Source organism: Bacillus sp. R86525 (assembly GCF_042466195.1).
GTDB classification, from domain to species: domain Bacteria; phylum Bacillota; class Bacilli; order Bacillales; family Bacillaceae_G; genus Bacillus_A; species Bacillus_A nitratireducens.
Map to the genome: position 1 here is coordinate 1,922,593 of NZ_JAXHPX010000007.1, position 22,015 is coordinate 1,944,607.

At 35.0% G+C, this 22,015-nt stretch carries 24 protein-coding genes and 1 pseudogene; 18 read left to right on the forward strand and 7 right to left on the reverse strand.

Features of this window, described 5'->3' with window-relative positions:
• Positions 1–2: 2 nt before the first annotated feature.
• Genes ureG through SJY24_RS12535 form a run of 4 tightly spaced genes read left to right on the forward strand, consistent with a single transcriptional unit; the run spans position 3 to position 3,062 of the window.
• On the forward strand, positions 3–620 hold the full coding sequence (gene ureG / locus SJY24_RS12520; protein ID WP_000594929.1) for an urease accessory protein UreG: 618 nt from the start codon (positions 3–5) through the stop codon (positions 618–620).
• Positions 617–1,438 (forward strand): urease accessory protein UreD, encoded by an 822-nt coding sequence (locus SJY24_RS12525; RefSeq protein ID WP_377867245.1) that lies wholly within the window; start codon positions 617–619, stop codon positions 1,436–1,438. The genes ureG and SJY24_RS12525 overlap by 4 nt, the downstream gene beginning before the upstream one ends.
• An 18-nt stretch (positions 1,439–1,456) precedes the next feature.
• The gene (locus SJY24_RS12530) at positions 1,457–2,089 is read left to right on the forward strand and encodes an AmiS/UreI family transporter (RefSeq protein ID WP_377864834.1); all 633 of its coding nucleotides are present in this window, start codon (positions 1,457–1,459) and stop codon (positions 2,087–2,089) included.
• Positions 2,076–3,062: a HoxN/HupN/NixA family nickel/cobalt transporter gene (locus SJY24_RS12535; RefSeq protein ID WP_377864835.1), complete on the forward strand. Its 987-nt coding sequence runs from the start codon at positions 2,076–2,078 to the stop codon at positions 3,060–3,062. The genes SJY24_RS12530 and SJY24_RS12535 overlap by 14 nt, the downstream gene beginning before the upstream one ends.
• Before the next feature lie 87 nt (positions 3,063–3,149).
• On the opposite strand, the gene SJY24_RS12540 is transcribed toward SJY24_RS12535, so the two are convergent.
• A complete protein-coding gene (locus tag SJY24_RS12540; RefSeq protein ID WP_016092092.1) occupies positions 3,150–3,353 on the reverse strand; it encodes a CsbD family protein in 204 nt (67 codons plus the stop codon).
• A gap of 171 nt (positions 3,354–3,524) precedes the next feature.
• On the reverse strand, positions 3,525–4,337 hold the full coding sequence (locus SJY24_RS12545; protein WP_377864836.1) for a GNAT family N-acetyltransferase: 813 nt from the start codon (positions 4,335–4,337) through the stop codon (positions 3,525–3,527).
• Positions 4,338–4,489: 152 nt separating this feature from the next.
• On the opposite strand from SJY24_RS12545, the gene SJY24_RS12550 reads away from it, so the two are divergent.
• The 8 genes and pseudogenes from SJY24_RS12550 (at position 4,490) to SJY24_RS12585 (ending at position 12,527) form a co-directional block, all read left to right on the forward strand.
• Positions 4,490–4,693: a hypothetical protein gene (locus tag SJY24_RS12550; protein ID WP_012261408.1), complete on the forward strand. Its 204-nt coding sequence runs from the start codon at positions 4,490–4,492 to the stop codon at positions 4,691–4,693.
• Between the two features lie 434 nt (positions 4,694–5,127).
• On the forward strand, positions 5,128–5,916 hold the full coding sequence (locus SJY24_RS12555; RefSeq protein ID WP_377864837.1) for a helix-turn-helix domain-containing protein: 789 nt from the start codon (positions 5,128–5,130) through the stop codon (positions 5,914–5,916).
• A gap of 46 nt (positions 5,917–5,962) precedes the next feature.
• A complete protein-coding gene (locus SJY24_RS12560; protein WP_377864838.1) occupies positions 5,963–6,814 on the forward strand; it encodes an ABC transporter ATP-binding protein in 852 nt (283 codons plus the stop codon).
• Positions 6,815–7,465, forward strand: a complete 651-nt coding sequence (locus SJY24_RS12565) for an ABC-2 transporter permease (protein WP_377864839.1) — start codon at positions 6,815–6,817, stop codon at positions 7,463–7,465. It abuts the gene before it with no gap.
• 137 nt (positions 7,466–7,602) lie between these two features.
• Positions 7,603–9,216 carry a long-chain fatty acid--CoA ligase gene (locus SJY24_RS12570; RefSeq protein WP_377864840.1) on the forward strand — a complete coding sequence of 538 codons (1,614 nt, stop codon included), beginning with the start codon at positions 7,603–7,605 and terminating at the stop codon, positions 9,214–9,216.
• A gap of 123 nt (positions 9,217–9,339) precedes the next feature.
• A complete protein-coding gene (locus SJY24_RS12575; protein ID WP_377864841.1) occupies positions 9,340–9,915 on the forward strand; it encodes a biotin transporter BioY in 576 nt (191 codons plus the stop codon).
• Between the two features lie 65 nt (positions 9,916–9,980).
• Positions 9,981–11,444: an acyl-CoA synthetase gene (locus SJY24_RS12580; protein WP_377864842.1), complete on the forward strand. Its 1,464-nt coding sequence runs from the start codon at positions 9,981–9,983 to the stop codon at positions 11,442–11,444.
• A pseudogene (locus tag SJY24_RS12585) lies at positions 11,437–12,527 on the forward strand (acetyl-CoA C-acyltransferase). The gene SJY24_RS12580 and the pseudogene SJY24_RS12585 overlap by 8 nt, the downstream one beginning before the upstream one ends.
• 8 nt (positions 12,528–12,535) lie before the next feature.
• Here SJY24_RS12585 and SJY24_RS12590 read toward each other — a convergent pair.
• Positions 12,536–13,117, reverse strand: coding sequence for a DUF6434 domain-containing protein (locus SJY24_RS12590; RefSeq protein ID WP_377864843.1), 582 nt, complete (start codon positions 13,115–13,117; stop codon positions 12,536–12,538).
• 104 nt (positions 13,118–13,221) lie between these two features.
• Between SJY24_RS12590 and SJY24_RS12595 the strand changes: the two genes are divergently transcribed.
• Positions 13,222–13,665 (forward strand): NUDIX domain-containing protein, encoded by a 444-nt coding sequence (locus SJY24_RS12595; RefSeq protein WP_377864844.1) that lies wholly within the window; start codon positions 13,222–13,224, stop codon positions 13,663–13,665.
• A gap of 234 nt (positions 13,666–13,899) precedes the next feature.
• Here SJY24_RS12595 and SJY24_RS12600 read toward each other — a convergent pair whose 3' ends face one another.
• Entirely contained in the window at positions 13,900–15,102 is a 1,203-nt protein-coding gene (locus SJY24_RS12600; RefSeq protein WP_377864845.1) for an alanyl-tRNA editing protein, read from the reverse strand.
• 134 nt (positions 15,103–15,236) lie between these two features.
• Between SJY24_RS12600 and SJY24_RS12605 the strand changes: the two genes are divergently transcribed.
• Together SJY24_RS12605 and SJY24_RS12610 are read left to right on the forward strand one after the other, a co-directional pair.
• A complete protein-coding gene (locus tag SJY24_RS12605) occupies positions 15,237–15,644 on the forward strand; it encodes a hypothetical protein (RefSeq protein WP_000119682.1) in 408 nt (135 codons plus the stop codon).
• Positions 15,645–15,709: 65 nt separating this feature from the next.
• The gene (locus SJY24_RS12610; protein ID WP_098763358.1) at positions 15,710–16,948 is read left to right on the forward strand and encodes an MDR family MFS transporter; all 1,239 of its coding nucleotides are present in this window, start codon (positions 15,710–15,712) and stop codon (positions 16,946–16,948) included.
• 50 nt (positions 16,949–16,998) lie between these two features.
• Here SJY24_RS12610 and SJY24_RS12615 read toward each other — a convergent pair whose 3' ends face one another.
• Together SJY24_RS12615 and SJY24_RS12620 are read right to left on the reverse strand one after the other, a co-directional pair.
• On the reverse strand, positions 16,999–17,379 hold the full coding sequence (locus SJY24_RS12615; RefSeq protein ID WP_377864846.1) for an Hsp20/alpha crystallin family protein: 381 nt from the start codon (positions 17,377–17,379) through the stop codon (positions 16,999–17,001).
• A gap of 124 nt (positions 17,380–17,503) precedes the next feature.
• Positions 17,504–17,626, reverse strand: coding sequence for a small acid-soluble spore protein P (locus SJY24_RS12620; protein WP_000517651.1), 123 nt, complete (start codon positions 17,624–17,626; stop codon positions 17,504–17,506).
• Positions 17,627–17,747: 121 nt separating this feature from the next.
• On the opposite strand from SJY24_RS12620, the gene SJY24_RS12625 reads away from it, so the two are divergent.
• Positions 17,748–18,011 carry a hypothetical protein gene (locus SJY24_RS12625; protein WP_377864847.1) on the forward strand — a complete coding sequence of 88 codons (264 nt, stop codon included), beginning with the start codon at positions 17,748–17,750 and terminating at the stop codon, positions 18,009–18,011.
• Between the two features lie 46 nt (positions 18,012–18,057).
• Positions 18,058–18,783 carry a polysaccharide deacetylase family sporulation protein PdaB gene (pdaB, locus tag SJY24_RS12630; RefSeq protein ID WP_377864848.1) on the forward strand — a complete coding sequence of 242 codons (726 nt, stop codon included), beginning with the start codon at positions 18,058–18,060 and terminating at the stop codon, positions 18,781–18,783.
• Between the two features lie 37 nt (positions 18,784–18,820).
• On the opposite strand, the gene sspO is transcribed toward pdaB, so the two are convergent.
• The gene (gene sspO, locus SJY24_RS12635) at positions 18,821–18,970 is read right to left on the reverse strand and encodes an acid-soluble spore protein SspO (protein ID WP_002111139.1); all 150 of its coding nucleotides are present in this window, start codon (positions 18,968–18,970) and stop codon (positions 18,821–18,823) included.
• 290 nt (positions 18,971–19,260) lie between these two features.
• Between sspO and acnA the strand changes: the two genes are divergently transcribed.
• Positions 19,261–21,984, forward strand: coding sequence for an aconitate hydratase AcnA (gene acnA, locus SJY24_RS12640; protein WP_377864849.1), 2,724 nt, complete (start codon positions 19,261–19,263; stop codon positions 21,982–21,984).
• The last annotated feature ends 31 nt before the right edge of the window (positions 21,985–22,015 follow it).

The following is a 22,015-nucleotide window of genomic DNA, read 5'->3' on the forward strand; positions in this document are numbered from 1 at the left end:
AAATGATAAAACCTATCAAAATTGGTATTGGTGGCCCCGTAGGTGCTGGGAAAACAATGTTAGTTGAAAAGTTAACAAAATATTTAAATACAGATTATGAAATTGCAGCAATTACAAACGATATTTATACGAAAGAAGATGCAAAGATTTTATTGAAAACGGGTGTTTTACCAGAAGATAGAATTATTGGTGTAGAGACAGGAGGGTGTCCACATACAGCAATTCGAGAGGATGCTTCTATGAATTTTGAAGCAATTGAAGAGCTCATGATTAGACATAGTAATTTGGATATTATTTTTATTGAAAGTGGGGGTGATAATTTAGCTGCCACATTTAGTCCAGAGCTAGTGGATTTTTCAATTTATATTATTGATGTAGCACAAGGAGAAAAGATTCCTCGTAAAGGTGGACAAGGAATGATCAAATCTGATGTATTTGTGATTAATAAAACGGATTTGGCACCTTATGTAGGGGCTGATCTTGGAGTTATGGAGCAGGATACGAAAAATTACCGACATAATAAACCATATTTTTTTACAAATTTGAAGGATGAGGAAGGCTTACAGGGATTAATAAATTGGATGCGACAAAACATCATGTTAGAAGGATTGAAGAAATGAAAGCCCCTACAGGTGTCTTAAACATTGATGTGATGGAAAAGAGACATAAAACGGTACCTATTAAGGTTTATCATAAAGATGCCTTAAAAGTAACGCAGCCAATATATTTGGACGATTATGGTAGAGCATATTACTATATCATGAATTCTGGTGGAGGTTATTTAAAAGGAGACTTCTATTCTATAAATATAAATGTTCATGCAGATGCGAAAACATATATAACAAGCCAATCAGCAACGAAAGTTTACAAGACTCCAAATAGTTATGCTTTGCAAGAATTGAATATTTATATTGGTGAAAATGCTGTTATGGAGTATTTACCAGATCCGTTGATTATGTACAAGGATGCAGCATATAAGCAAAAAACAAATATATATATGCAAAATAATTCTACATTGATTTTATGCGATTCAGTTACGCCTGGTTGGTCTCCAAATATGGAGAAGTTCACATACCAGTATTTTGATTCGCTAACAAAAATATATATGGAAAACAAACTTGTAGTTTACGATCATCTATTGTTAAACCCTTTCAAAGAGTCGTTAGATCAAATGGGAATATTAAATCAATATTCCCATTATGGTACTTTCATAGTTATTAATGAGAACATTACAAATGATTTAATTGCAGCATTGAAAACTTCGCTTTCTAACACTAACAATATGAAGATTGGAATATCTTCTATGCCATGTAAAGGCTTTGTCATACGCATACTTAGTCATAATACAGAGGATATGGAGTCTATATTTTTTCAGTGTCATCGTTTTGTTAGAGAGAATTGTCTGCATGAAGAATTAACATCCTATCGAAAATATTAAGTAGGAGAAGGGGATACTATGACTAATGTGGGATTATTATTTGTCGGTGCAGTTCTATTTATGAATGCACTAGCAGCTTTTAAACTCATTGATAGCAAAAGTGTAGGGTACTTCAATTTATTTGTAGGGGCATTACAAACTTTGACACCATTATATTTATTATTTACAGGAAGTCAATCTGATGAGTGGACTATCCTATCTAATGGAACTATTTTTTTATTTGGTTTTACTTATTTATATGTTGGCCTTACGAATATATTAGAACTTGATTCTTCAGGTGTAGGTTACTATTCTCTTTGGGTTGCTATTATTGCAACGGTTATGGGAATAGCGAATCAATTACATGAGAGTGGAAGTCTACAAAGTACAATAATTTGGTTCTTTTGGGCGTTCCTTTGGTTTTTATTTTTCCTGCAAGATGGGTTGAAAAAGAAGATTCATATTTATGTAGGGATTGTTTGCTTCATTGAATCTTGGATTACTGCAACGATACCGGCCCTGTTAACACTTACAAATCATACAGGCATGTTAAATGATTTTGTAATTATTTTAGTGACTATTATAACGATTGTAGTTTTTATTATGGCACTTTTCTTTTTCAAGAGTATCCAATCTAAAGTAGAAAGGGTTAGTAACTATGTGGAAAAGTGAACTGAAAAAAGCAACTAATTTTTTTGTTATTATTATATTTCTTCATGTGCTTGGAATTCTCTTATTATTACCTGCACTGTATAAAGGTAATGGCATAATTGGAATGGCTATTATTGCATATTCTTTAGGATTGCGTCATGCGTTTGATAGTGATCATATTGTCGCAATTGATAATACTGTTCGGAAATTAATTGAAAAAGGTAAAAACTCACAGGGGGTGGGGTTTTACTTCTCATTAGGACACTCTACTGTAGTATTTGTGATGATCGTATTAATTGCTTTAATTGGAAAAACAGCAAAACATGGAATGGAGAGTTTTTCTACTATAGGCGGTATTATCGGCACAATTGTTTCTAGTACATTTCTTATTATTATTGGGCTTACCAATCTGTTGTATCTTATTAAAGTGTTACGAAGCGAAGAGGATAAGCAGCCAGAAAACTTAGGGTTTATATACCGTTTTACGCAGCGCTTATTTACGTTTATTGATAGTCAAAAGCAATTGTATATGATCGGTTTTTTATTTGGTCTTGGTTTTGATACAGCAAGTGAAATCGGATTAATTGCTCTTTCTACAGTAACTGCAACAAGTCAATCTATCCCGCTTGTAAGTATATTTGCTTTTCCCATTTTGTTTGCTGCAGGAATGTCGTTGATGGATACATTAGATAGTACATTCATGAATACGAATTATAAGTGGGCAATGGAAAATAGTCGAATTAGAAATTCATATAACGTATTAATTACCTCAATATCTGTTATAACGGCTTTTTTAATAGGGGGTTATCAACTATTATCTTTACTTATTGAAAGCTATAATTTACAGGGACCGTTTTGGAATCTTATTCAGGTAGTTAATTTTGATTATTTGGGTATATGTCTTGTTGTATTCTTTATTATTTCTCTTATTGTTTTTGCTGTGTGGAATAGAAATGCATTTAAAGAACCACTTACAAAGAGTATAGAGAAATAAAAATATATCGTATGATATTTGGTTGATTATGTATATAAAGTGAAATAAAAAACACGTTAGATGAAAATGCATCTAACGTGTTTTTTATTATTTATGTTCCTTATATTCATGTGCTTTTTCTTTTACATTACCAACCGTATCTTTAGCGGTGCCTTTCACCTTATCCCATTTTCCTTCAGCTTGTAATTTTTTATTGTCAGTTACTTTCCCGACAACTTCTTTTACTTCACCTTTTACTTTATCAATGGCACCTTCTACTTTTTCTTTTAAACCATGATCATGTTTAGTCATACATTTTTCCTCCTTGTAGTTTGATTAGAATTCTCTTTTCATATTGCAAGTTGAATGATGTATCTAATAATAGCGTAACGAATATAATTTGAATATTCAAGTGATTAATAGAATAGAAAAGGAATTGTCATAAAATGTATAAGATTGTAACGGAAGGAGAAAGAATGTTAATTACATGTCTTTCGCAGTCCATATTGATTTCGTATAAGCGATTTTCAAATGAGCGCGTTCCATATTATTTTGACTACCGCTACCAAACCGAGCTTGTCCAACTATTAAATTACAATTGGACTCAATAGCTGTCTCAATTCGTTTTTGAATTAATGCAGTGTGGCAGCCTATACGCTGAAATTCTGGCAAAGTAGCAGAAGCAGCTAATGATGCAATTCTCTTATTTATATACAGGACACCAATGCCCGCAGGAATATTTTGAACTTCTGCCATGAAAAAATACCAGCCTGGTTTATTGTAAAGAATTTCGTTATTTTGACGTACACCATCCTTTGTAAAGGAGGGCATATTAAATCCGCGTACATATATGTCTGCAAAAATATCAAATTCATTTTCTTTTAGTTGGCGTACTGAAATGTTAGAAGGAATAAGGGATGGATCTGCTCTCGGTATACTATATAAAGCAGTATGGAAGCTAGATTGATAAAAACCTTTTTGAGATAAATGTTGAAATAGTTCAGCTGTACCTTGCGCTGGTGTAATTTCAAAACGGCAAGGGATTTGTAGTGATTGATAATAAGAGATAATTTCATCTATCTCATCTGTATTTGTAAATGTAATACCTTTTACCGTATTAAAAGCAGGACCAGCAATTATTTTTGATGAAAAGGCAGTGGCGCTCCCAAACTTTTTCATGTGTACTTGCATTGGATTTCCGCTTGTTGCTTGTAGTAACGCTAATCTAGAAGAAAGCATATGTATTTCTGCGTTTTCTATTTCTTGTGCTGTATTGAGCGTCATAATTGTACTCATAAAATTCCTCCGCTAATTAATATATTTCATAGTACATATACGATGTTTGTTCTGAGATTCCTGTTGAAATATAAGAGAATAAGAGGTTTTTTGGAAGGGGAATGGAAGTGAACTGTCGAAGGGAGTGAAAACAGATTAAAGGTGGTGCTCTCATGAAACAGAAAGACGTGCAGACATGCTCTCATTGCGGTTCTCAAAACATAGGAGAAGGTGAGTTTATCGGTTATGCACAAATACGGAAAAAGGAAACGATGTTCACATCTTCACCAGTAGATGCTTATATTTGTACAGATTGCGGGAATATCCTTTCATTAAAGGTACGGAATTATGAAAAGTTTAAGCAGAAGCCGTTATGATCATTGAGAAGTGTTTTTATTATGGAAGTTAATAGGAGTAATATTTTACATATATATGAGTATGCGTTATATAAAGAGATGATAACTTATACTGTCGCTATATGACATACAAAAATGTATAGAAGAAATTGTGAATCAATATGAGGAAGAAAAATTAGTCCTCTTGGAATATTTTATATCGAAAACTCCTTTAAATGAATAAGGGAGTTTTTGACTTTTTCATAACAATAATTACCTTTAATTGTTATGATTGGTTATTAGGAGAGAGTGTTTTATTAACGCGATAATCACAGAAGAAAACTAGCTAAATCGTATAGAAAACCGCTATATAACACAATCGCAACCGTAAGTTGACAAAGTGCAACCGCAGGAAGATAGAGATAAGGGCAATGTTTACATACAATTTAGGTAAGAAAACAAAGGGGGACACACATATGGGATTTGGTGAAAAGCTTTTTAAATTAAGAAAGGAAAAGGGCCTTTCTCAAGAAGCATTAGCTGAAAAATTAAGCACAACAAGGCAAGCGGTTAGTAAATGGGAAAACGGTCAAGGTTTTCCTGAAACTGAAAAGTTAATAATGATTGGGAATGTATTTGAAGTATCACTCGACTATTTATTAAAAGAAACTGCTGAGCAAAGTAATGAAAATGTGGAGGGCTATTACGTAAGTCAGGAAATGGCAGAAGGGTATATAGTGTATGGGCAAAAAATTTCTAAATATATTGCGTTAGGATTTAGTTTGCTCATTTTATCGACAATACCGTATTTATTATTTAAAGAAAATGCAACAATGTCGACATTCCTTGTCATTATTATTGCTGTCCTTGGAATTGGAGCAATGATGGTACCGGCAACGATAGAAGAGAGTCGATACAATGTATTGAAAAAAGAAGAACTACTATTTGATCAAAACTTTCTAAAAGAATTGACAAAAAGATATGAAGTAATTAAGAAGAAGTATGCTGCAGTAATGATCGTTGGCTTTTGTTTTATAGCGGCAGGAGCGATACCATTTTTATTTGAGAAAAAACGAATTACTTCTGGAGAGCTCGTGCAGTATTATCCGTACTGTGTTGTACTTATTGCGATTGGAGTCTATCTTTTTGTTCGTGTTGTAGGAGTGTGGGAGATGTATCGAATTTTAGTAGAAAATAAGGAATATAGTAATCGTATTATTTTTAAACTAAAAAAGAAAGTGAGAGACAAAGTGGATAATTTTTAATAGTAGAAAACCTATTTTTATTAAAAGCTAAGATAGGAGTGAAATGATGTCAAACGTTCTAGAAATTAGAAATTTAAGTAAATCATTTGGAAACAAAGTTATTTTGAAAAATATTACATTCAATGTGCCATCAGGGTCAATAGTGGGATTCATTGGTGACAATGGGGCAGGTAAATCAACAACATTTAAAACAGTATTAGAATTAATTTCTAAAGATAGCGGTACAGTAAAAATATTAGGTGAAGAAAATATAAATAAAGATGCCAAGATTAAGGGAAAGATTGGAGTCGTATTTGATGCTATGAATCTACCGGCTCATCTTACAATAAAACAACTAAATAAGGTTTTTGAAAAGATGTTTGAATCTTGGGATAGAGAAAATTTTTACCGATTAGTTCATTCTTTCTCTTTACCTACTAATGAAAAAGTAGGTAGATTTTCCCGTGGAATGTCGATGAAACTATCTATAGCTGTTGCATTATCGCATAATGCAAAATTATTAATCCTAGATGAAGCGACGGGAGGTCTTGATCCTTCATCTAGGGAGGAGGTATTAGAGGAATTAAAAAGTTTTGTGAATAAAAGTAATGGTGGTATATTACTTTCTTCACATATTATGAGTGATGTAGAAAAAATAGCTAGTCACCTTATTGTGATAAAAGATGGAGAAATTTTATTGAATGCAGAAAAGGATAAGGTTTTGGACAATTATGCCATTGTAGATGTTGATGAGGAACAACTAACTTTAATCAACAAAGATATAGTTGTGGTGAAAAGGAATAATGGTTCTTATTTCAATGTACTTGTATCAGATGTGCATAAATTACCAAGTGGGATTGCTCATAGAACCATTTCGATAGAAGAAATAAGTGTTTTATTAACGAGGAGTGAAAAATAAATGAAAGGTTTATTATTGACAAACTATTATCTAGTGTATCGAACTTTCTTTATGTTCATGGGAATAGCGATATTAGGATCGGGATTTGTTTTTTATTTTGGTAATGCTTCAATGTACCGTTTAATTGCTACGTTCATTATCTTATTTGCTGCGATTCCTGCACTTGAAGTTATTAAATATGAGAGTAAGTCGGGGTATGAAAAATATGTACTTACTTTACCGGTTACTAGAAATAATATTGTACAAAGTCACTATCTTTTCTATTTTTTAGTTGTAATTATTGGTACGTTACTATCGTACGGCATATTTTATGTACATGGTTTAGTTTCAGATACACCAATTGATGATGGTATATTTAAGAGTGTTTCTTTAGGGACGTTCATCATTCTTAATGCCGGAGCAATAGCTTATCCGCTTCTCTATGTTTTTGGAGCAGAAAAATCTGATGCTATTACAATTGGAGGCGCATGTGGGGGACTTGTTACTTATTTTGGATTACAAAGTGTAATTGGATATCTAATAGAACAATTTCCAATATCAAATTTAAATTCATCTGTATACGTTTCAATTCTATATACAATATTTGGCGTTATCATATATATCTTTTCTTATTTCATTTCGGTATTTATATATTGTAAGAAGGAATTTTAGTATATTTTCTCTTAGTATTTTCTGAATTATTTCCAAAGAAATAATTCAGAAAATACAGAAAAATGTCGTAATTATTTATAAAAGTCTGCTATAATAAACAAAAAAATGAAAACGCTTTAAAGGGGGATATAACCAATATGATGATGAATGTACCGCTAACAATTAGTTCTATGATGGAAAGAGCAGAAAAACTGTTTTCAAAGAAAGAAATTGTTTCACGGACACATGATACAGTTACGACGTTAACGTATAAGCAGTTAGGTGAAAGGACGAGAAGGCTTGCTAGTGCATTAAAAAAATTAGGAATTAAAGAAGGCGAGCGTATAGGAACGTTAGCGTGGAATCATCATCGACATGTGGAAGCATATTTTGCTATTCCTGGTATTGCTTCTGTTTTGCACACAATTAATATTCGTTTATCTCCTCAACATATTTCATACATTATTCAGCACGCAGAAGATCGCATTCTACTTATAGATGAAGATCTCGTACCACTCGTTGAAAATATTCAATCGCAATTATCAACTGTACAAGCCTACATTATTATGACTGATAAAGATGAACTTCCAAATACTACGCTAGAACCTGTATATCATTATGAAAAGCTATTAGAAGAAGGCGATCCAACTTTCCAATTTGTAAAAGATATTGATGAAAATACACCTGCTGGTATGTGTTATACGTCAGCGACTACAGGAAGCCCAAAAGGTGTTGTATATACGCATCGTAGTACTGTATTGCATTGTATGGCACTCGGTTTAGCGGATACAGCTGCTTTATCGGAAAGTGATGCGGCGATGGCAATTGTACCGATGTTCCATGTGAACGCTTGGGGGCTTCCTTTTGCAGCTACTTGGTTTGGAACTAAACAAGTTCTGCCAGGACCAATGTTTACTCCGAAAATTTTATTAGAGATGATTCAAGCTGAAAAAGTAACGATAGCAGCAGGTGTGCCGACAATTTGGCTCGGTGTATTACAAGAGTTAGAAAATAATAGTTACGATTTATCTAGTGTAACGAGACTTCTATGCGGAGGCGCAGCTGCACCGAAAAGTGTTATTAAAGCATTTGAGCAAAAATATAATGTTCCTTTCGTACATGCATATGGTATGACTGAAACAAGCCCACTCGTAACACTTGCACGTTTAAAAAGTTATGAAACAGAATTATCATATGAAGAGCAATTAGAAATCCGCTCAAAACAAGGATATCTTGTCCCTGGTGTAGAGATGAAAGTAGTCGGTACAAACGGTGAAGTGAAGTGGGATGGTACTGAGATGGGAGAGTTATGTTTACGAGCACCTTGGATCGCTGAAAGCTATTATAACGATGATCGTACTGTCGAAGGATTCCGAGACGGTTGGTTATATACTGGTGATGTTGTTACAGTTGATGAGGAAGGCTGCGTGAAAATTGTTGATCGTACGAAAGATGTTATTAAAAGCGGGGGAGAATGGATTTCTTCAGTGGATCTTGAAAATGCTTTAATGGCACATGATGCTATATTTGAAGCGGCCGTTGTTGCAGTTCCACACCCGCAGTGGCAAGAGCGTCCAGTTGCCTGCGTTGTACAAAAGGCAAATAGCACTGTTACAAAAGAAGAACTATATGAATTTTTAAAACCACAGTTTGCGAAGTGGTGGTTACCAGACGATATTGTATTTATGCAGGAAATTCCGAAAACATCTGTTGGGAAGTTTTTAAAACAGGCGCTTCGGAAAGAACTTGAGCATTTGCATAAAGGGAAATAATTGAATTTATATTTGTAAACCTATTATGAAAATAAGTTGACAAATGCTAAATAGAAAGATAATATAACTCCTATAATATGTTATCTGAAAAACATTTTAAGTTTACAAATAGGAGAAGCAAACATGAATACAAAAAACTTAGTTTTCGTCGCGTTATTTAGTTCTATTATGGGAGTGTTAGGGTTAATACCTCCAATTGCTCTTGCTATTACACCAGTTCCGATTACATTACAATCACTCGGTGTTATGCTTGCTGGTGGGTTGTTAGGCTCACGTCTTGGTGCGTTAAGTCAGCTTATTTTCTTACTTATTGTTGGAGTTGGGGCACCATTACTTGCTGGTGGACGAGGTGGTCCAGGTGTATTTGTTGGGCCAAGCGCAGGATATTTACTTGGTTATATCGTTGGAGCGTTTGTCATTGGTTATTTAATTGAGCGTTTACGTGAAGTTTCTATAATAAAGGTATTATGTATTAATATAATTGGTGGTATTTTCGTAGTTTATGTATTTGGTATTACTGTACAAGCTTTCTTAATGGGGGTTTCCGTATGGGAAACGATGAAAGTGAGTGCTGTGTTCTTACCGGGGGATTGCATAAAAGCAATTATAGCAGCAATTCTCGTGACCAAATTACATCGTTCATTGAAACACATTATTACGCCCGCTTTAAAGAATGGAAAATATACAAATGCGGGATAAGAAAGAGAAGAAACACGTTCATTGCGTGTTTCTTTTTATTATTTTGTAGAGAAAGGACATTTCATATGGGAATTACAAAAGAATACAAAAAGTATGCCTCTTTACAACCGAATAAAGTAGCAATTAAAGAAAATGATAGAGTGTTAACATATAAAGATTGGTACGAGTCGGTTTGTAAAGTAGCAAACTGGTTGAAGGAAAGTGAATCGCAGAATAAAACGATAGCAATTTTATTAGAGAATAGTATGGAATTTTTACAACTATTTGCTGGTGCTGCTATGGCTGGATGGGTTTGTGTACCACTGGATATAAAATGGAAACGAGATGAACTTAAAGACAGACTAGTGATTAGTAAACCGGATGTTATTGTGGCGGAGCAGTATAGGCTCAATGATATATCCTGCGAAGAAGGAAGGATTATTGAGATTGAAGAATGGAAAGAAATGATTGAGAACTACCTTCCTACCTATCATTCTGTAGAAAATGTACAAGACGCTCCTTTTTATATGGGATTTACATCGGGATCAACAGGAAAGGCAAAAGCATTTTTACGTGCGCAACAGTCGTGGGTTCATAGTTTTGATTGTAATGTACATGACTTTCATATGAAAAAGGAGGATTCTATTTTAATAGCTGGGACGCTTGTTCATTCTCTTTTCTTATACGGGGCAATAAGTGCATTATTTCTAGGACAAACGGTACACTTAACGAGAAAATTTGTACCAGTTCAAGTGCTATCTAGTATAAAGATAGAGAATATTTCTGTAATGTATACAGTCCCTACAATGCTTGAGTCTTTGTATAAAGAAAATAAAGTAATTGAAAGCGAAATGAAAATTATTTCGTCAGGAGCGAAATGGGAAGCTGAAGCGAAAGAAAAGATGAAGAATATTTTGCCTTATGCAAAAAGATATGAGTTTTATGGTGCGTCTGAGCTAAGCTTTGTAACAGCATTGGTCGATGAAGAGAGCGATAGAAGGCCAAATTCAGTAGGGAAACCTTGTCATAATGTACAAGTTCGAATATGTAATGACGCAGGAGAAGAAGTACAGACAGGCGAGATAGGAACTGTGTATGTGAAAAGTGATCAGTTTTTTATGGGGTATATATCGGATGGAGATATATACCCGCAATTGACCAAAGATGGTTGGATGACAGTACAAGATGTGGGCTACCAAGATGGAGAAGGATTTATATATATTGTTGGTAGAGAGAAGAACATGATTTTATTTGGAGGAATCAATATTTACCCAGAAGAGATAGAAAGTTTGCTATATACGCATCCGGCTGTTGAAGAAATTGTTGTTGTCGGTATAAAAGATAGTTATTGGGGTGAAAGGCCTGTCGCTATCGTAAAAGGAAGTGCTACAAAGCAACAATTAAAGAGCTTTTGCCTACAACGATTATCATCTTTTAAAATACCGAAAGAATGGCATTTTGTTGATGAAATACCGTATACAAATAGCGGGAAGATTGCTCGTATCGAAGCAAAAAGTATGATTGAAAATCGGGAGAAAATATATGAATAGGGCGGTTATTGTAGAGGCGAAAAGAACACCCATCGGTAAGAAGAATGGGATGTTAAAAGATTATGAAGTTCAGCAATTAGCAGCACCACTTCTGACGTTTTTAAGTAAAGGGATTGAGAGAGAAATAGACGATGTTATATTAGGAAATGTTGTTGGGCCGGGAGGTAATGTTGCAAGATTATCTGCTTTAGAGGCAGGACTTGGCTATCATATTCCTGGTGTAACGATTGATCGGCAATGTGGTGCTGGATTGGAAGCTATTCGCACCGCATGTCATTTCATTCAAGGCGGGGCAGGTAATTGTTATATTGCAGGAGGAGTAGAGAGTACAAGTACATCACCTTTTCAAAATAGAGCGCGATTTTCACCTGAAACAATTGGTGATCCTGATATGGGACTAGCGGCTGAATATGTTGCAGAGCGTTATAATATAACGCGAGAAATGCAAGACGAATACGCTTGTCTTAGTTATAAAAGGACACTGCAAGCATTAGAGAATGGATATTTACAAGATGAAATAATGTCGTTTAATGGATCTTTAGACGAGGCTATAAAACGAGAAATAAATTATGAAAGAATGATTAAAAGAACAAAACCCGCATTTTTACAAAATGGTACAGTAACGGCAGGTAATTCGTGCGGTGTAAATGATGGAGCATGTGCCGTTCTTGTAATGGAAGAGGAGCAAGCCCGAAAATTAGGATACAAGCCTGTTCTTCGTTTCGTTCGTAGTGCTGTAGTTGGAGTAGATCCAAATTTTCCGGGGACTGGCCGATATTTGCGGTGAACAAATTATTAAACGAAATGAATGTAAAAATAGAAGACATCGATTACTTTGAAATAAATGAAGCATTCGCCTCGAAAGTTGTTGCTTGTGCAAAAGAGTTACAAATCCCATATGAAAAATTAAATATAAATGGTGGTGCAATAGCACTTGGTCATCCGTACGGTGCGTCTGGAGCTATGCTTGTAACACGCTTGTTTTATCAGGCTAAAAGAGAGCATATGAAATATGGAGTTGCGACATTAGGAATTGGTGGGGGAATTGGACTTGCTCTATTATTTGAAAAAGTAGAAGACTAGCAAGATAACTAGTTTTCTACTTTTTGAGGAACATAAACATTGCTACCAGGTTTTGCTTTTATTTCATTCCAAGCAGCGATAGCATCAGCTTTTGATTTTCCTTTATTGTATGGGTCTTCGAAAAAGTCACGAGTAAAACGATTGTATTCAAATTGTGTGCCGATGGTTGTTTTATAGGATGGGTCTTTTTTACGTTCGTTTTCTTCATACCAAAACGTTATAGCGTCTTCATATGTTTTTCCGATATTCTCTTTGAAAAACTTTTGAAGTGCTACTGTAAAGCGGAAGTTTGCTCCGATTTTTTCTTTGAAAAAAGCACGAACATCTTCGCTACAGTGGTGATTGTTAGTAATAATCGTTTGAAGAGAAAGGTCTTTATAAGAGAGGGAAGCTTTACTCACCTTTTGACCAGAGCTGTTTTTTAATATTTTACCAGTATTTAAATAATGTGAGATACGCTCGGTTATTTCGATTTTAGAGCCACTAGCTGGCAAACCATGCTTACGACAAAATGTTTGGAGTTCTGCTTTTAACCAATAATAGTTTTGGAAATCTTCAAGTGATATAGACTTTGTTAAAGGTGGACGCATGAATGTAACAACTACTTTCTTCCATAATTTTCTTTAATTATAAAACGTACGTTCTTTTAGTGGAAGAATTAATTTGTAAATATAATGGGAAGAGGAGATTACATATGGAAAATGTAATGCAAGTTCGTGTTACTGGAATTTTAATTGAAGATGAAAAGGTATTGCTAGTAAACCAAAAAGTTGCTAATCGGAATTGGTCTTTACCTGGAGGGAGGGTAGAGAACGGTGAAATGTTAGAAGAAGCGATGATTCGAGAAATGAAAGAAGAAACAGGGTTAGAAGTTAAAATTAAGAAGCTACTCTATGTTTGTGATAAACCAGATGCTAGCCCATCTTTATTACATATTACGTTTCTGCTTGAAAAGATTACAGGGGAAATCACGTTACCATCAAATGAATTTGATCATAACCCAATTCAAGATGTGCAAATGGTACCGATCAAAGAATTGAGTAGATATGGTTTTTCTGAGAAGTTCATTAAACTTGCATCTGAAAAGTTCTTGAACGCAGGAAGTTATCAAGGCTTAAAACAAAATATTGGTTTGTAAACATAAGAGGAGGCTGTTATTTTGGAACAGCCTCCTCTTACTCTATAAGTTGTGTTTATATTCGTATTTTGTCGGTAAATCGATATTTCTTATAGAATCGTTGATATATTGCGAGTTGTGATAGAGATATTTGCAGAATTGTTCATATAATTTCATTTACTGTACTACTTTGCAAGAAGCAGAAAAGAGAAGTGGATGTCACACAGTTCAATGACACCCACTTCATAAAATAATCTACACTGCAGATTGTAAAGAAGAAACAAGTTGATTTAAAAACTCGTCCCCAGTCATAATCGCTTTTCCACCGCCGCGAGCACTTTTTTTATTTCCGCCACCTTTTCCTTCAATAGAAGGAAGGGCATCTTTTAAAAGAGCATTCATATCGAGTGTCACTGCTTTACCACAAGCAAGAATACATTGTAATTTGTCTTCATTTTCAATAACGAAGTATGTAATTGCATGTTCTTGTTGTTCTGTAATAATAGCGGAAAGTTTTGCGGTTTCTTGCATAGAGCGATTTATAAATGCTTTAGAGATAAGTGTTCCAGCATGTATTTCTTCCGATTGTTGTAATAGTTCACTTGCCTCTGCAAATAATAATTTTTCATTCATTGTTTGCATTGCTTTTTCGTTTTCTTTTTGGGATGTAAGAAGTTGGGATACTTTTGCTGGAATATCAGCTTCGCTACTGTTTAATTGTTTAGAAACATCTTTCAAAATTTGTTGTTGTTGTCCCATTAATTTTAGTGTGCGCCAGCCAGCGATAAACGTTAAGCGTATACCACCTTTATTGCGATCCCATCCTAGTACTTGAATAGGCCCTACTTCACCTGTATGTTTCGGATGTGTTCCGCCACAGCCGTTATAATCGAAGTTTTCGATTATAACAACGCGTATATTTTCTGTCATAGTCGGTTCTTTGCGAAGGGGTAATGTTTTCGCTTCTTCTAAGTTCATCCACTCTATACGGATCGGATGGTTTTCAAAAACAATTTTGTTGGCAATTTGCACTGCTTTTTCAACTGTTTCTGCATGCAGATTTTCCGTTTCTAAATCAATTGTTATCGTTTCTTTTCCGAGATGGAACCCAATTGTTGGTATGTTAAAATGATCCCAAAAAGCAGCAGATAAAATGTGCTGAGCTGTATGTTGCTGCATATGATCAAAACGGCGATCCCAATCTATTTTACCCTCTACTTCGTCTGTATGTAATGGTTCTACTATGAAATGACGAATTTCTCCATCTACTTCTTCAACGTTACTTACCGGAATACCATTTAAAGTTCCAGTGTCGTTTGGTTGTCCGCCGCCTGTTGGATAAAATGCAGTTTCATTTAAGACAACATATAAGTTTCCTTCTGTACAATAATCTTGCTTTATAACTTTAGTAGTAAAGTCTTTCTTATAAGCGTCGATGTAATATAATTTTTGCTCCAATTTTCTTTCCCCCTTCGTGTTAGCTAGTTTCATTGTAAAGCAATTGAAATTAGTTTCCTAATATTTCAGAAGAAAGAAACTATTTTTAGAATTTTCTTGCTATAATAAGAAGAAAATGCGGGGGTGGAATAAATATGTCATATGAAAACGGCGTAGATAAACTGCTTAGTTTAAGCAGAAATATTTCTGAATTATATCGAGAACTAAATGAAATGACCCGGATTTTAACGGACTGTAACCGAGAAAGTGTGAAATTTGATCGGTTATATGTAAAGGAGTTACTTTGGAAGAAAGAAGATGTACTAGAAAAATATGACCAACTACTTGTACAACTTTGTATGAATGAATGCTTTGATTTAAAAAGTGTCATTACAGGAGAATATAAGTATACATACGAAGAAGTAGAAAGCATAGTTTTACAATTTAATGAAACGTATAATGTCGCAATTTTAATTAAAGATGTTTGTAAGGAATTACAGTTTACATATGGAATTGATATGGACATAACGAGAACAGCTCGGGTACAAACATCTCAAGTATAAAAAGGGAAAAGAAAGCAGATCCTTTGCTTTCTTTTTTTTGTAGGAAAAGGGAGAGTAGGTTAGAGATGAAGGGGAAGTTACAACAGATTCATCCGCTTGGAATGACAATTATAATAGGGACTCTATTTGCGAGGTTCGCCACTTCAATGAGTATTCCTTTTTTAGCAATTTATTTAACGACTGTTAAAGGGGTATCAGCTGGTATGACAGGTGCTATTATTGGAACGAGTGCACTTGTTGGGGTGTTTGCTAGTTTTATTGGGGGCAATTTATCGGATCGATTCGGCCGAAAGATGATTATAATATGGTCCATGATCGTTTGGGTGTTTGTATTTATAGGTTTTTCAGTTGCAGATCATGTTTTAAGTTTCTTTTTATTAAATGCTTTGAATGGATTATGTAGGTCCTTTTTTGAACCGACATCAAGAGCCTTATTATCAGATTTAACAAAGCCAGAGTATCGGTTGCTCGTCTATAACTTACGATATGGTGCAATAAATGTTGGGGTGGCGATTGGTCCACTTGTCGGATTACAGATTGGAAGCGCGAAATCAACAATTCCTTTTTTAGTAGCAGCTGGAGTATACATTTTATATACAGCTATATTGGCGTTCCAATTTAAGAAGTATCCACTGGAACGAAAGAAAATAAATAAAGAAAAACCTGTTACAATGTTAAATGCAATTCGTATTTTGCGAAAGGATGTAGTATTTTTAGTTGCTTTAGTCGGTATTATTTTGAGTAATTGTGGCTTTTCGCATTTAACGACGACAGTATCTCAATACTTTGCAAATGCACATATATTTCAGGATGGAGTAAAGTTGTTCTCATATATGCTAGCTTTAAATGCAATTACGGTAGTAGTTATTCAATACCCTGTTATTCAAATGTGTAAAAAGTATACGCCATTAGCGTCTATTATGGTTGGAACGTTATTTGTGAGCGGGGGATTGTTTGGATTTGGACTAGTAGAATCCATGTTAGGGGCAGCTATTTGTACAATTATTTTTACATTTGGAGAAGTTTTAATGTTTTCAATGACAGATGTATTTATTGATGAGATCGCTGATTCCAATCTGAAAGGAACATACTTCGGAGCGATGGGCTTTTCAGGAATTGGAGGAGTAATTGGTCCTTGGTTTGGGGGAGTACTTCTCGATTATTACGGGTATCAAAATGGATTTGTAGTATTTTTAGCGCTAGCTATATTTTCAACTGTAGCATTTCCTGTACTTTTAGTTACAAAAGGCTTATTGAAAAAAAGATATGATAGAAATTCTAATATAGAAATGCATGCGAAATAAAATAAGCCCCAGCAAGTTACTGGGGCTTATTTTTGTATTTATATTAACTCTCAATTTGAAAAAAGAACCTTCTTTTCATGCTTATCGGCAACTTCGCTTTTGGAAATATGAATGGCTAAAAATCCATTCTCTAAGCAGGCTAGCATCTTCTTATAAATAATATTAGCGGGTAAAGGAATGATCCGCTGTAAAGAAGTGTTTTTATGAAGTATGCATATGTTTAGGCCTGTCTCCATCTTTTTAATGATTACCTTTTGTTCGATCACATTTGGTACATCTGTTTCCAAAATATATTCTTGTTCTGTTTCACAAAGGTCAATATGAATTTGATTTGGAAAACTAAAATTACTACAAGAATCAGAACAAAATTGATCCATCCATTCTTCGAAACCATCAACATGAAAAAGACAATCCTTCTTTTTCTTGCCCATGTAAGACACCCTCCGTAAAATCTCAATTCATACTATGTTATGCATGAATGAACCAGGGGTGAAGAATAAATGGAAAAATATAAACATTGTATGTGGCAAAGGTAGCTAGTGTGAATGTTTTGTTTTACATATCATGATGCGCATGATTTTTTTGACGAGAATGATTACGGTTTTTTACCTTATGAGATCCGCTTAATGGTTCAGGTTGTCCTTTTTTTTCTTTAGATTCACGATTGTTTTTGCCCATTGTATATAACACCTCCTCTTCCTATTTAGAATGAGAGAAGTTTGCGAATTTATACGAGAATGTTTTTAGAAAAAAGGGTAAAGATAAATGGGACTAACTATTACAGAAAGGGGATCATATAATGCCATATCATAAAGATAAACAACAAGCTTTTCAAGCTGCACAGCAAGGAGTTACACAAGCAGAAAATATATTCAATAACATTGTGAAAAATGATCCAAACTACGGTCATGATTTAAAAGAGTTACGCCAAGAGGTCCAGGAAGCGTATGAACAGATTCAAAATGCGCTAGAAGTAGCTTCGGAAACACAACGTCCACAACTTGAGCAATATGAAAACAATCTCCAAAATATTATGCGAAATGTAGATCGATTAGAAAAGTAAATGAGGTTGTTGTGAATTCAACAACCTCAAAACTTTTAGAGCTAATATGAAGAAACAAAAAATTATACTACTAATTTTTTCTTTAATTTGTGCAGTACATATATTTCAAGTGGATAAAGTGGAAGCTAAAATGTTGCTCAGAAAAGAGCTAGAACCAACTGGCTATGTAACTTGGGAAGTACCTAATAATGAAAAGATTATTGCCATTACATTTGATGATGGACCAGATTCGACTTATACACCACAAGTATTGGATTTATTACGCCAATATAAAGCAGAAGCGACTTTTTTTATGATCGGATTTCGAGTTCAGCGTAATCCATATTTAGTAAAACAAGTGTTGAAAGAGGGACATGAAATTGGAAATCATACGATGAATCATTTATATGCGAATAGTTCATCAGATGAAAAATTAAAAAAAGATATTTTAGATGGAAAGAAATATTTTGAGAAATGGGTAAAGGAACCTTTGTTATTCCGTCCCCCAGGTGGTTATATTAACGATGCTGTATTTAAAACAGCAAAAGAAGCTGGTTATCAAACTGTTCTTTGGTCGTGGCATCAAGACCCTCGTGATTGGGCGAATCCAGGTACTGAATCCATTGTAAATCATGTTGTGAAAAATGCTAAAAGTGGAGATATTGTACTGTTACACGATGGGGGAAGTGATCGTAGTCAAACAGTGGCGGCATTAGCAAAAATTTTACCTGAGCTGAAAAAGCAGGGTTATCGATTTGTAACAGTTTCGGAGTTGTTACGTTATAAACATTAGAGAAAATCCCAAAAGGTATACCTTTTGGGATTTTTCGTTACTGATTCTTTTTTCTTTTCTTATTATTTTGTCGCTCTGCTGGTGTTAAAGGTTCATTTGCGAACTCTTCGTTATAACCAGCTCCTTGTCCTTGTGCGGATGCAGCATTCATTCCTGAAATAATATGATTGGCTTTTCTTTTACCCATTTTTTTCACCTCTATAATGTTTTTTTATAGACGAACCATGAGTTGTTCATAGCGTATATGAACGTAAAGTAAAACGCTGAAAGAGCGCTTTACTTTATGGTAATAGTATTCATAAAGAGCATGGACACTATTCAAATTTAGAAAGATAAAGAAAACTTATGGTAATCCATAAGTTTCTTATTATTTACTTATTTAGAAAGTTGTAATAAGATATTATCGTAAGGTATTGAAAAGTTTGTCTACATTTTATATTCAGACAACTTAGTCACGTTTAACAGGGGGGAAACATAATGGTCAAACATAATCCATTTCAATCACGTGCAACTTTCGAAGTAGATGGAAAAACGTATCATTATTATCAATTGAAAGCGCTTGAAAATACAGGGGTTGGCAACGTATCTCAATTACCATATTCTGTGAAAGTTTTACTTGAATCTGTACTTCGTCAAGTAGATGGACGCGTAATTACAGAAGAACATGTTACAAATTTAGCAAAATGGGGAACGAAAGATGTTCAAGATATCGATGTTCCATTTAAACCATCTCGTGTAATTTTACAAGATTTCACTGGCGTTCCAGCTGTTGTAGATTTGGCTTCACTTCGTAAAGCAATGGCAGACATGGGCGGAGATCCTGATAAAATTAATCCGGAAATTACTGTAGACCTTGTAATTGACCACTCTGTACAGGTTGATAGAGCGGGTACGGCAGACGCGCTTGCATTCAACATGGACTTAGAGTTTAAACGTAATGAAGAACGTTATAAATTTTTAAGCTGGGCACAAAAATCATTTGATAACTATCGTGCAGTTCCGCCAGCAACAGGTATCGTACACCAAGTAAACCTTGAGTATTTAGCACCAGTTGTTCATGCTGTGAAAAATGCTGAAGGTGACTTAGTTGCATACCCGGATTCATTAGTTGGAACAGACTCGCATACAACAATGATTAACGGTATCGGTGTTCTTGGATGGGGCGTTGGTGGTATTGAAGCAGAAGCAGGAATGCTTGGACAGCCTTCATACTTCCCAGTACCTGAAGTAATCGGTGTGAAATTAACTGGTACACTTCCAAGTGGTACTACAGCAACAGACGTTGCATTAAAAGTAACGCAAGTGTTACGTCAAAAAGGTGTAGTTGGTAAATTCGTTGAGTTCTTCGGTAATGGACTACAGAGCATGCCTTTAGCTGACCGTGCAACAATTTCAAATATGGCACCAGAATACGGCGCAACTTGTGGATTCTTCCCAATCGACGACATTTCATTAGAATACTTACGTTTAACAGGTAGAGATGAAGAGCAAATTCGCGTTGTTGAAGAATACTGTAAAACGAACGGTTTATTCTATACAGCAGACAGTAAGGATCCAATTTACACTGATCTTGTTGAAATTGATTTAAATACAATCGAATCTAACCTTTCTGGACCGAAACGCCCACAAGATTTAGTTCCACTTTCAGATATGAAAGATGCGTTCCACAAAGCTGTTGTAGCACCAGTTGGAACACAAGGACTTGGATTTAATGAGCAAGAGTTCGATAAAGAAGTGAAGGTTACATTAGAAGATAAAGAAGTAACGATGAAGACAGGTGCAATTGCAATCGCTGCAATTACAAGCTGTACAAATACATCAAACCCATACGTATTAATTGGGGCAGGTCTAGTTGCGAAGAAAGCAATTGAAAAAGGACTTGAAGTACCTGATTACGTAAAAACATCATTAGCACCAGGATCTAAAGTTGTTACAGAGTACTTAGATAAGTCTGGATTAACAACATATTTAGATCAATTAGGTTTCCAAACAGTTGGTTACGGCTGTACGACTTGTATCGGTAACTCTGGTCCATTAGCAGATGAATTAGAAGAAGCGATCGCAGCAAACGATTTATTAGTAACATCTGTTTTATCTGGTAACCGTAACTTTGAAGGTCGTATTCATCCGCTTGTAAAAGCGAACTACTTAGCATCACCACCACTTGTTGTGGCATATGCACTTGCAGGTACTGTTGATATCGACCTGAAAAATGATGAAATCGGTAAAGATGCAAATGGCAATGCTGTTTACTTCAACGATATTTGGCCATCAGCTAAAGAAATTGAAGACGTAGTTCAAAGTGTTGTTACATCTGAACTGTTCAAGAAAGAATATGCGCAAGTATTTAACAGCAATGAGCGTTGGAATGAAATCCAAACTTCAAATGAAGCTTTATATACTTGGGATAATGACTCAACATACATTCAAAACCCACCATTCTTTGAAGGTTTATCTAAAGAGCCAGGTGAAGTCGAAACATTATCAGGTTTACGCATAGTTGGTAAATTTGGTGACTCTGTAACGACAGACCACATCTCACCAGCAGGTTCAATCGGTAAGCATACACCAGCTGGACGCTACTTATTAGAAAACGGCGTACAACCAGTTGACTTCAACTCTTACGGTTCTCGTCGTGGTAACCATGAAGTTATGATGCGTGGTACATTTGCAAACATCCGTATTAAAAACCAAATCGCACCAGGAACAGAAGGCGGATATACAACATATTGGCCAACTGGTGAAGTAACATCTATCTATGATGCTGCTATGAAATATAAAGAAGATGGCACAGGTCTTCTAGTTGTTGCTGGTAAAGACTACGGTATGGGAAGTTCTCGTGACTGGGCTGCAAAAGGTACAAACTTATTAGGTATTAAAGCAGTAATCGCAGAAAGCTTCGAGCGTATTCACCGCAGTAACTTAGTATTAATGGGTGTATTACCATTACAATTTAAAGATGGCGACAGCGCTGAAACATTAGGTCTTGTTGGTGACGAGTCATTTGAAATTCAAATTGACAAAACGGTTAGACCACGCGATCTTGTAAAAGTAGTTGCAATCGATGCAGAAGGCAAAGAAAAACAATTCGAAGTAGTGGCTCGTTTCGATAGTGAAGTTGAAATTGATTACTACCGTCACGGTGGTATCCTGCAAATGGTTCTTCGTGAGAAAATTGAAGAGTCAAAAGTGTCAAACTAAATAATTGAAATGAATGATAAGGAAGCTAACG

Excerpts from the sequence above, each read along its gene's own strand:
- SJY24_RS12595 (WP_377864844.1), top strand. The coding sequence starts at position 13,222 with ATGGAAAATGTAATGCAAGTTCGTGTTACTGGAATTTTAATTGAAGAT.
- SJY24_RS12545 (WP_377864836.1), bottom strand. The coding sequence starts at position 4,337 with ATGAGTACAATTATGACGCTCAATACAGCACAAGAAATAGAAAACGCA.
- SJY24_RS12525 (WP_377867245.1), top strand. The coding sequence starts at position 617 with ATGAAAGCCCCTACAGGTGTCTTAAACATTGATGTGATGGAAAAGAGA.
- SJY24_RS12625 (WP_377864847.1), top strand. The coding sequence starts at position 17,748 with ATGCCATATCATAAAGATAAACAACAAGCTTTTCAAGCTGCACAGCAA.
- SJY24_RS12560 (WP_377864838.1), top strand. The coding sequence starts at position 5,963 with ATGTCAAACGTTCTAGAAATTAGAAATTTAAGTAAATCATTTGGAAAC.
- SJY24_RS12580 (WP_377864842.1), top strand. The coding sequence starts at position 9,981 with ATGGGAATTACAAAAGAATACAAAAAGTATGCCTCTTTACAACCGAAT.
- SJY24_RS12555 (WP_377864837.1), top strand. The coding sequence starts at position 5,128 with ATGGGATTTGGTGAAAAGCTTTTTAAATTAAGAAAGGAAAAGGGCCTT.
- SJY24_RS12550 (WP_012261408.1), top strand. The coding sequence starts at position 4,490 with ATGAAACAGAAAGACGTGCAGACATGCTCTCATTGCGGTTCTCAAAAC.
- SJY24_RS12530 (WP_377864834.1), top strand. The coding sequence starts at position 1,457 with ATGACTAATGTGGGATTATTATTTGTCGGTGCAGTTCTATTTATGAAT.
- pdaB (WP_377864848.1), top strand. The coding sequence starts at position 18,058 with ATGAAGAAACAAAAAATTATACTACTAATTTTTTCTTTAATTTGTGCA.
- SJY24_RS12590 (WP_377864843.1), bottom strand. The coding sequence starts at position 13,117 with ATGCGTCCACCTTTAACAAAGTCTATATCACTTGAAGATTTCCAAAAC.
- acnA (WP_377864849.1), top strand. The coding sequence starts at position 19,261 with ATGGTCAAACATAATCCATTTCAATCACGTGCAACTTTCGAAGTAGAT.
- SJY24_RS12540 (WP_016092092.1), bottom strand. The coding sequence starts at position 3,353 with ATGACTAAACATGATCATGGTTTAAAAGAAAAAGTAGAAGGTGCCATT.
- SJY24_RS12605 (WP_000119682.1), top strand. The coding sequence starts at position 15,237 with ATGTCATATGAAAACGGCGTAGATAAACTGCTTAGTTTAAGCAGAAAT.
- ureG (WP_000594929.1), top strand. The coding sequence starts at position 3 with ATGATAAAACCTATCAAAATTGGTATTGGTGGCCCCGTAGGTGCTGGG.
- sspO (WP_002111139.1), bottom strand. The coding sequence starts at position 18,970 with ATGGGTAAAAGAAAAGCCAATCATATTATTTCAGGAATGAATGCTGCA.
- SJY24_RS12620 (WP_000517651.1), bottom strand. The coding sequence starts at position 17,626 with ATGGGCAAAAACAATCGTGAATCTAAAGAAAAAAAAGGACAACCTGAA.
- SJY24_RS12610 (WP_098763358.1), top strand. The coding sequence starts at position 15,710 with ATGAAGGGGAAGTTACAACAGATTCATCCGCTTGGAATGACAATTATA.
- SJY24_RS12575 (WP_377864841.1), top strand. The coding sequence starts at position 9,340 with ATGAATACAAAAAACTTAGTTTTCGTCGCGTTATTTAGTTCTATTATG.
- SJY24_RS12615 (WP_377864846.1), bottom strand. The coding sequence starts at position 17,379 with ATGGGCAAGAAAAAGAAGGATTGTCTTTTTCATGTTGATGGTTTCGAA.
- SJY24_RS12565 (WP_377864839.1), top strand. The coding sequence starts at position 6,815 with ATGAAAGGTTTATTATTGACAAACTATTATCTAGTGTATCGAACTTTC.
- SJY24_RS12535 (WP_377864835.1), top strand. The coding sequence starts at position 2,076 with ATGTGGAAAAGTGAACTGAAAAAAGCAACTAATTTTTTTGTTATTATT.
- SJY24_RS12570 (WP_377864840.1), top strand. The coding sequence starts at position 7,603 with ATGATGATGAATGTACCGCTAACAATTAGTTCTATGATGGAAAGAGCA.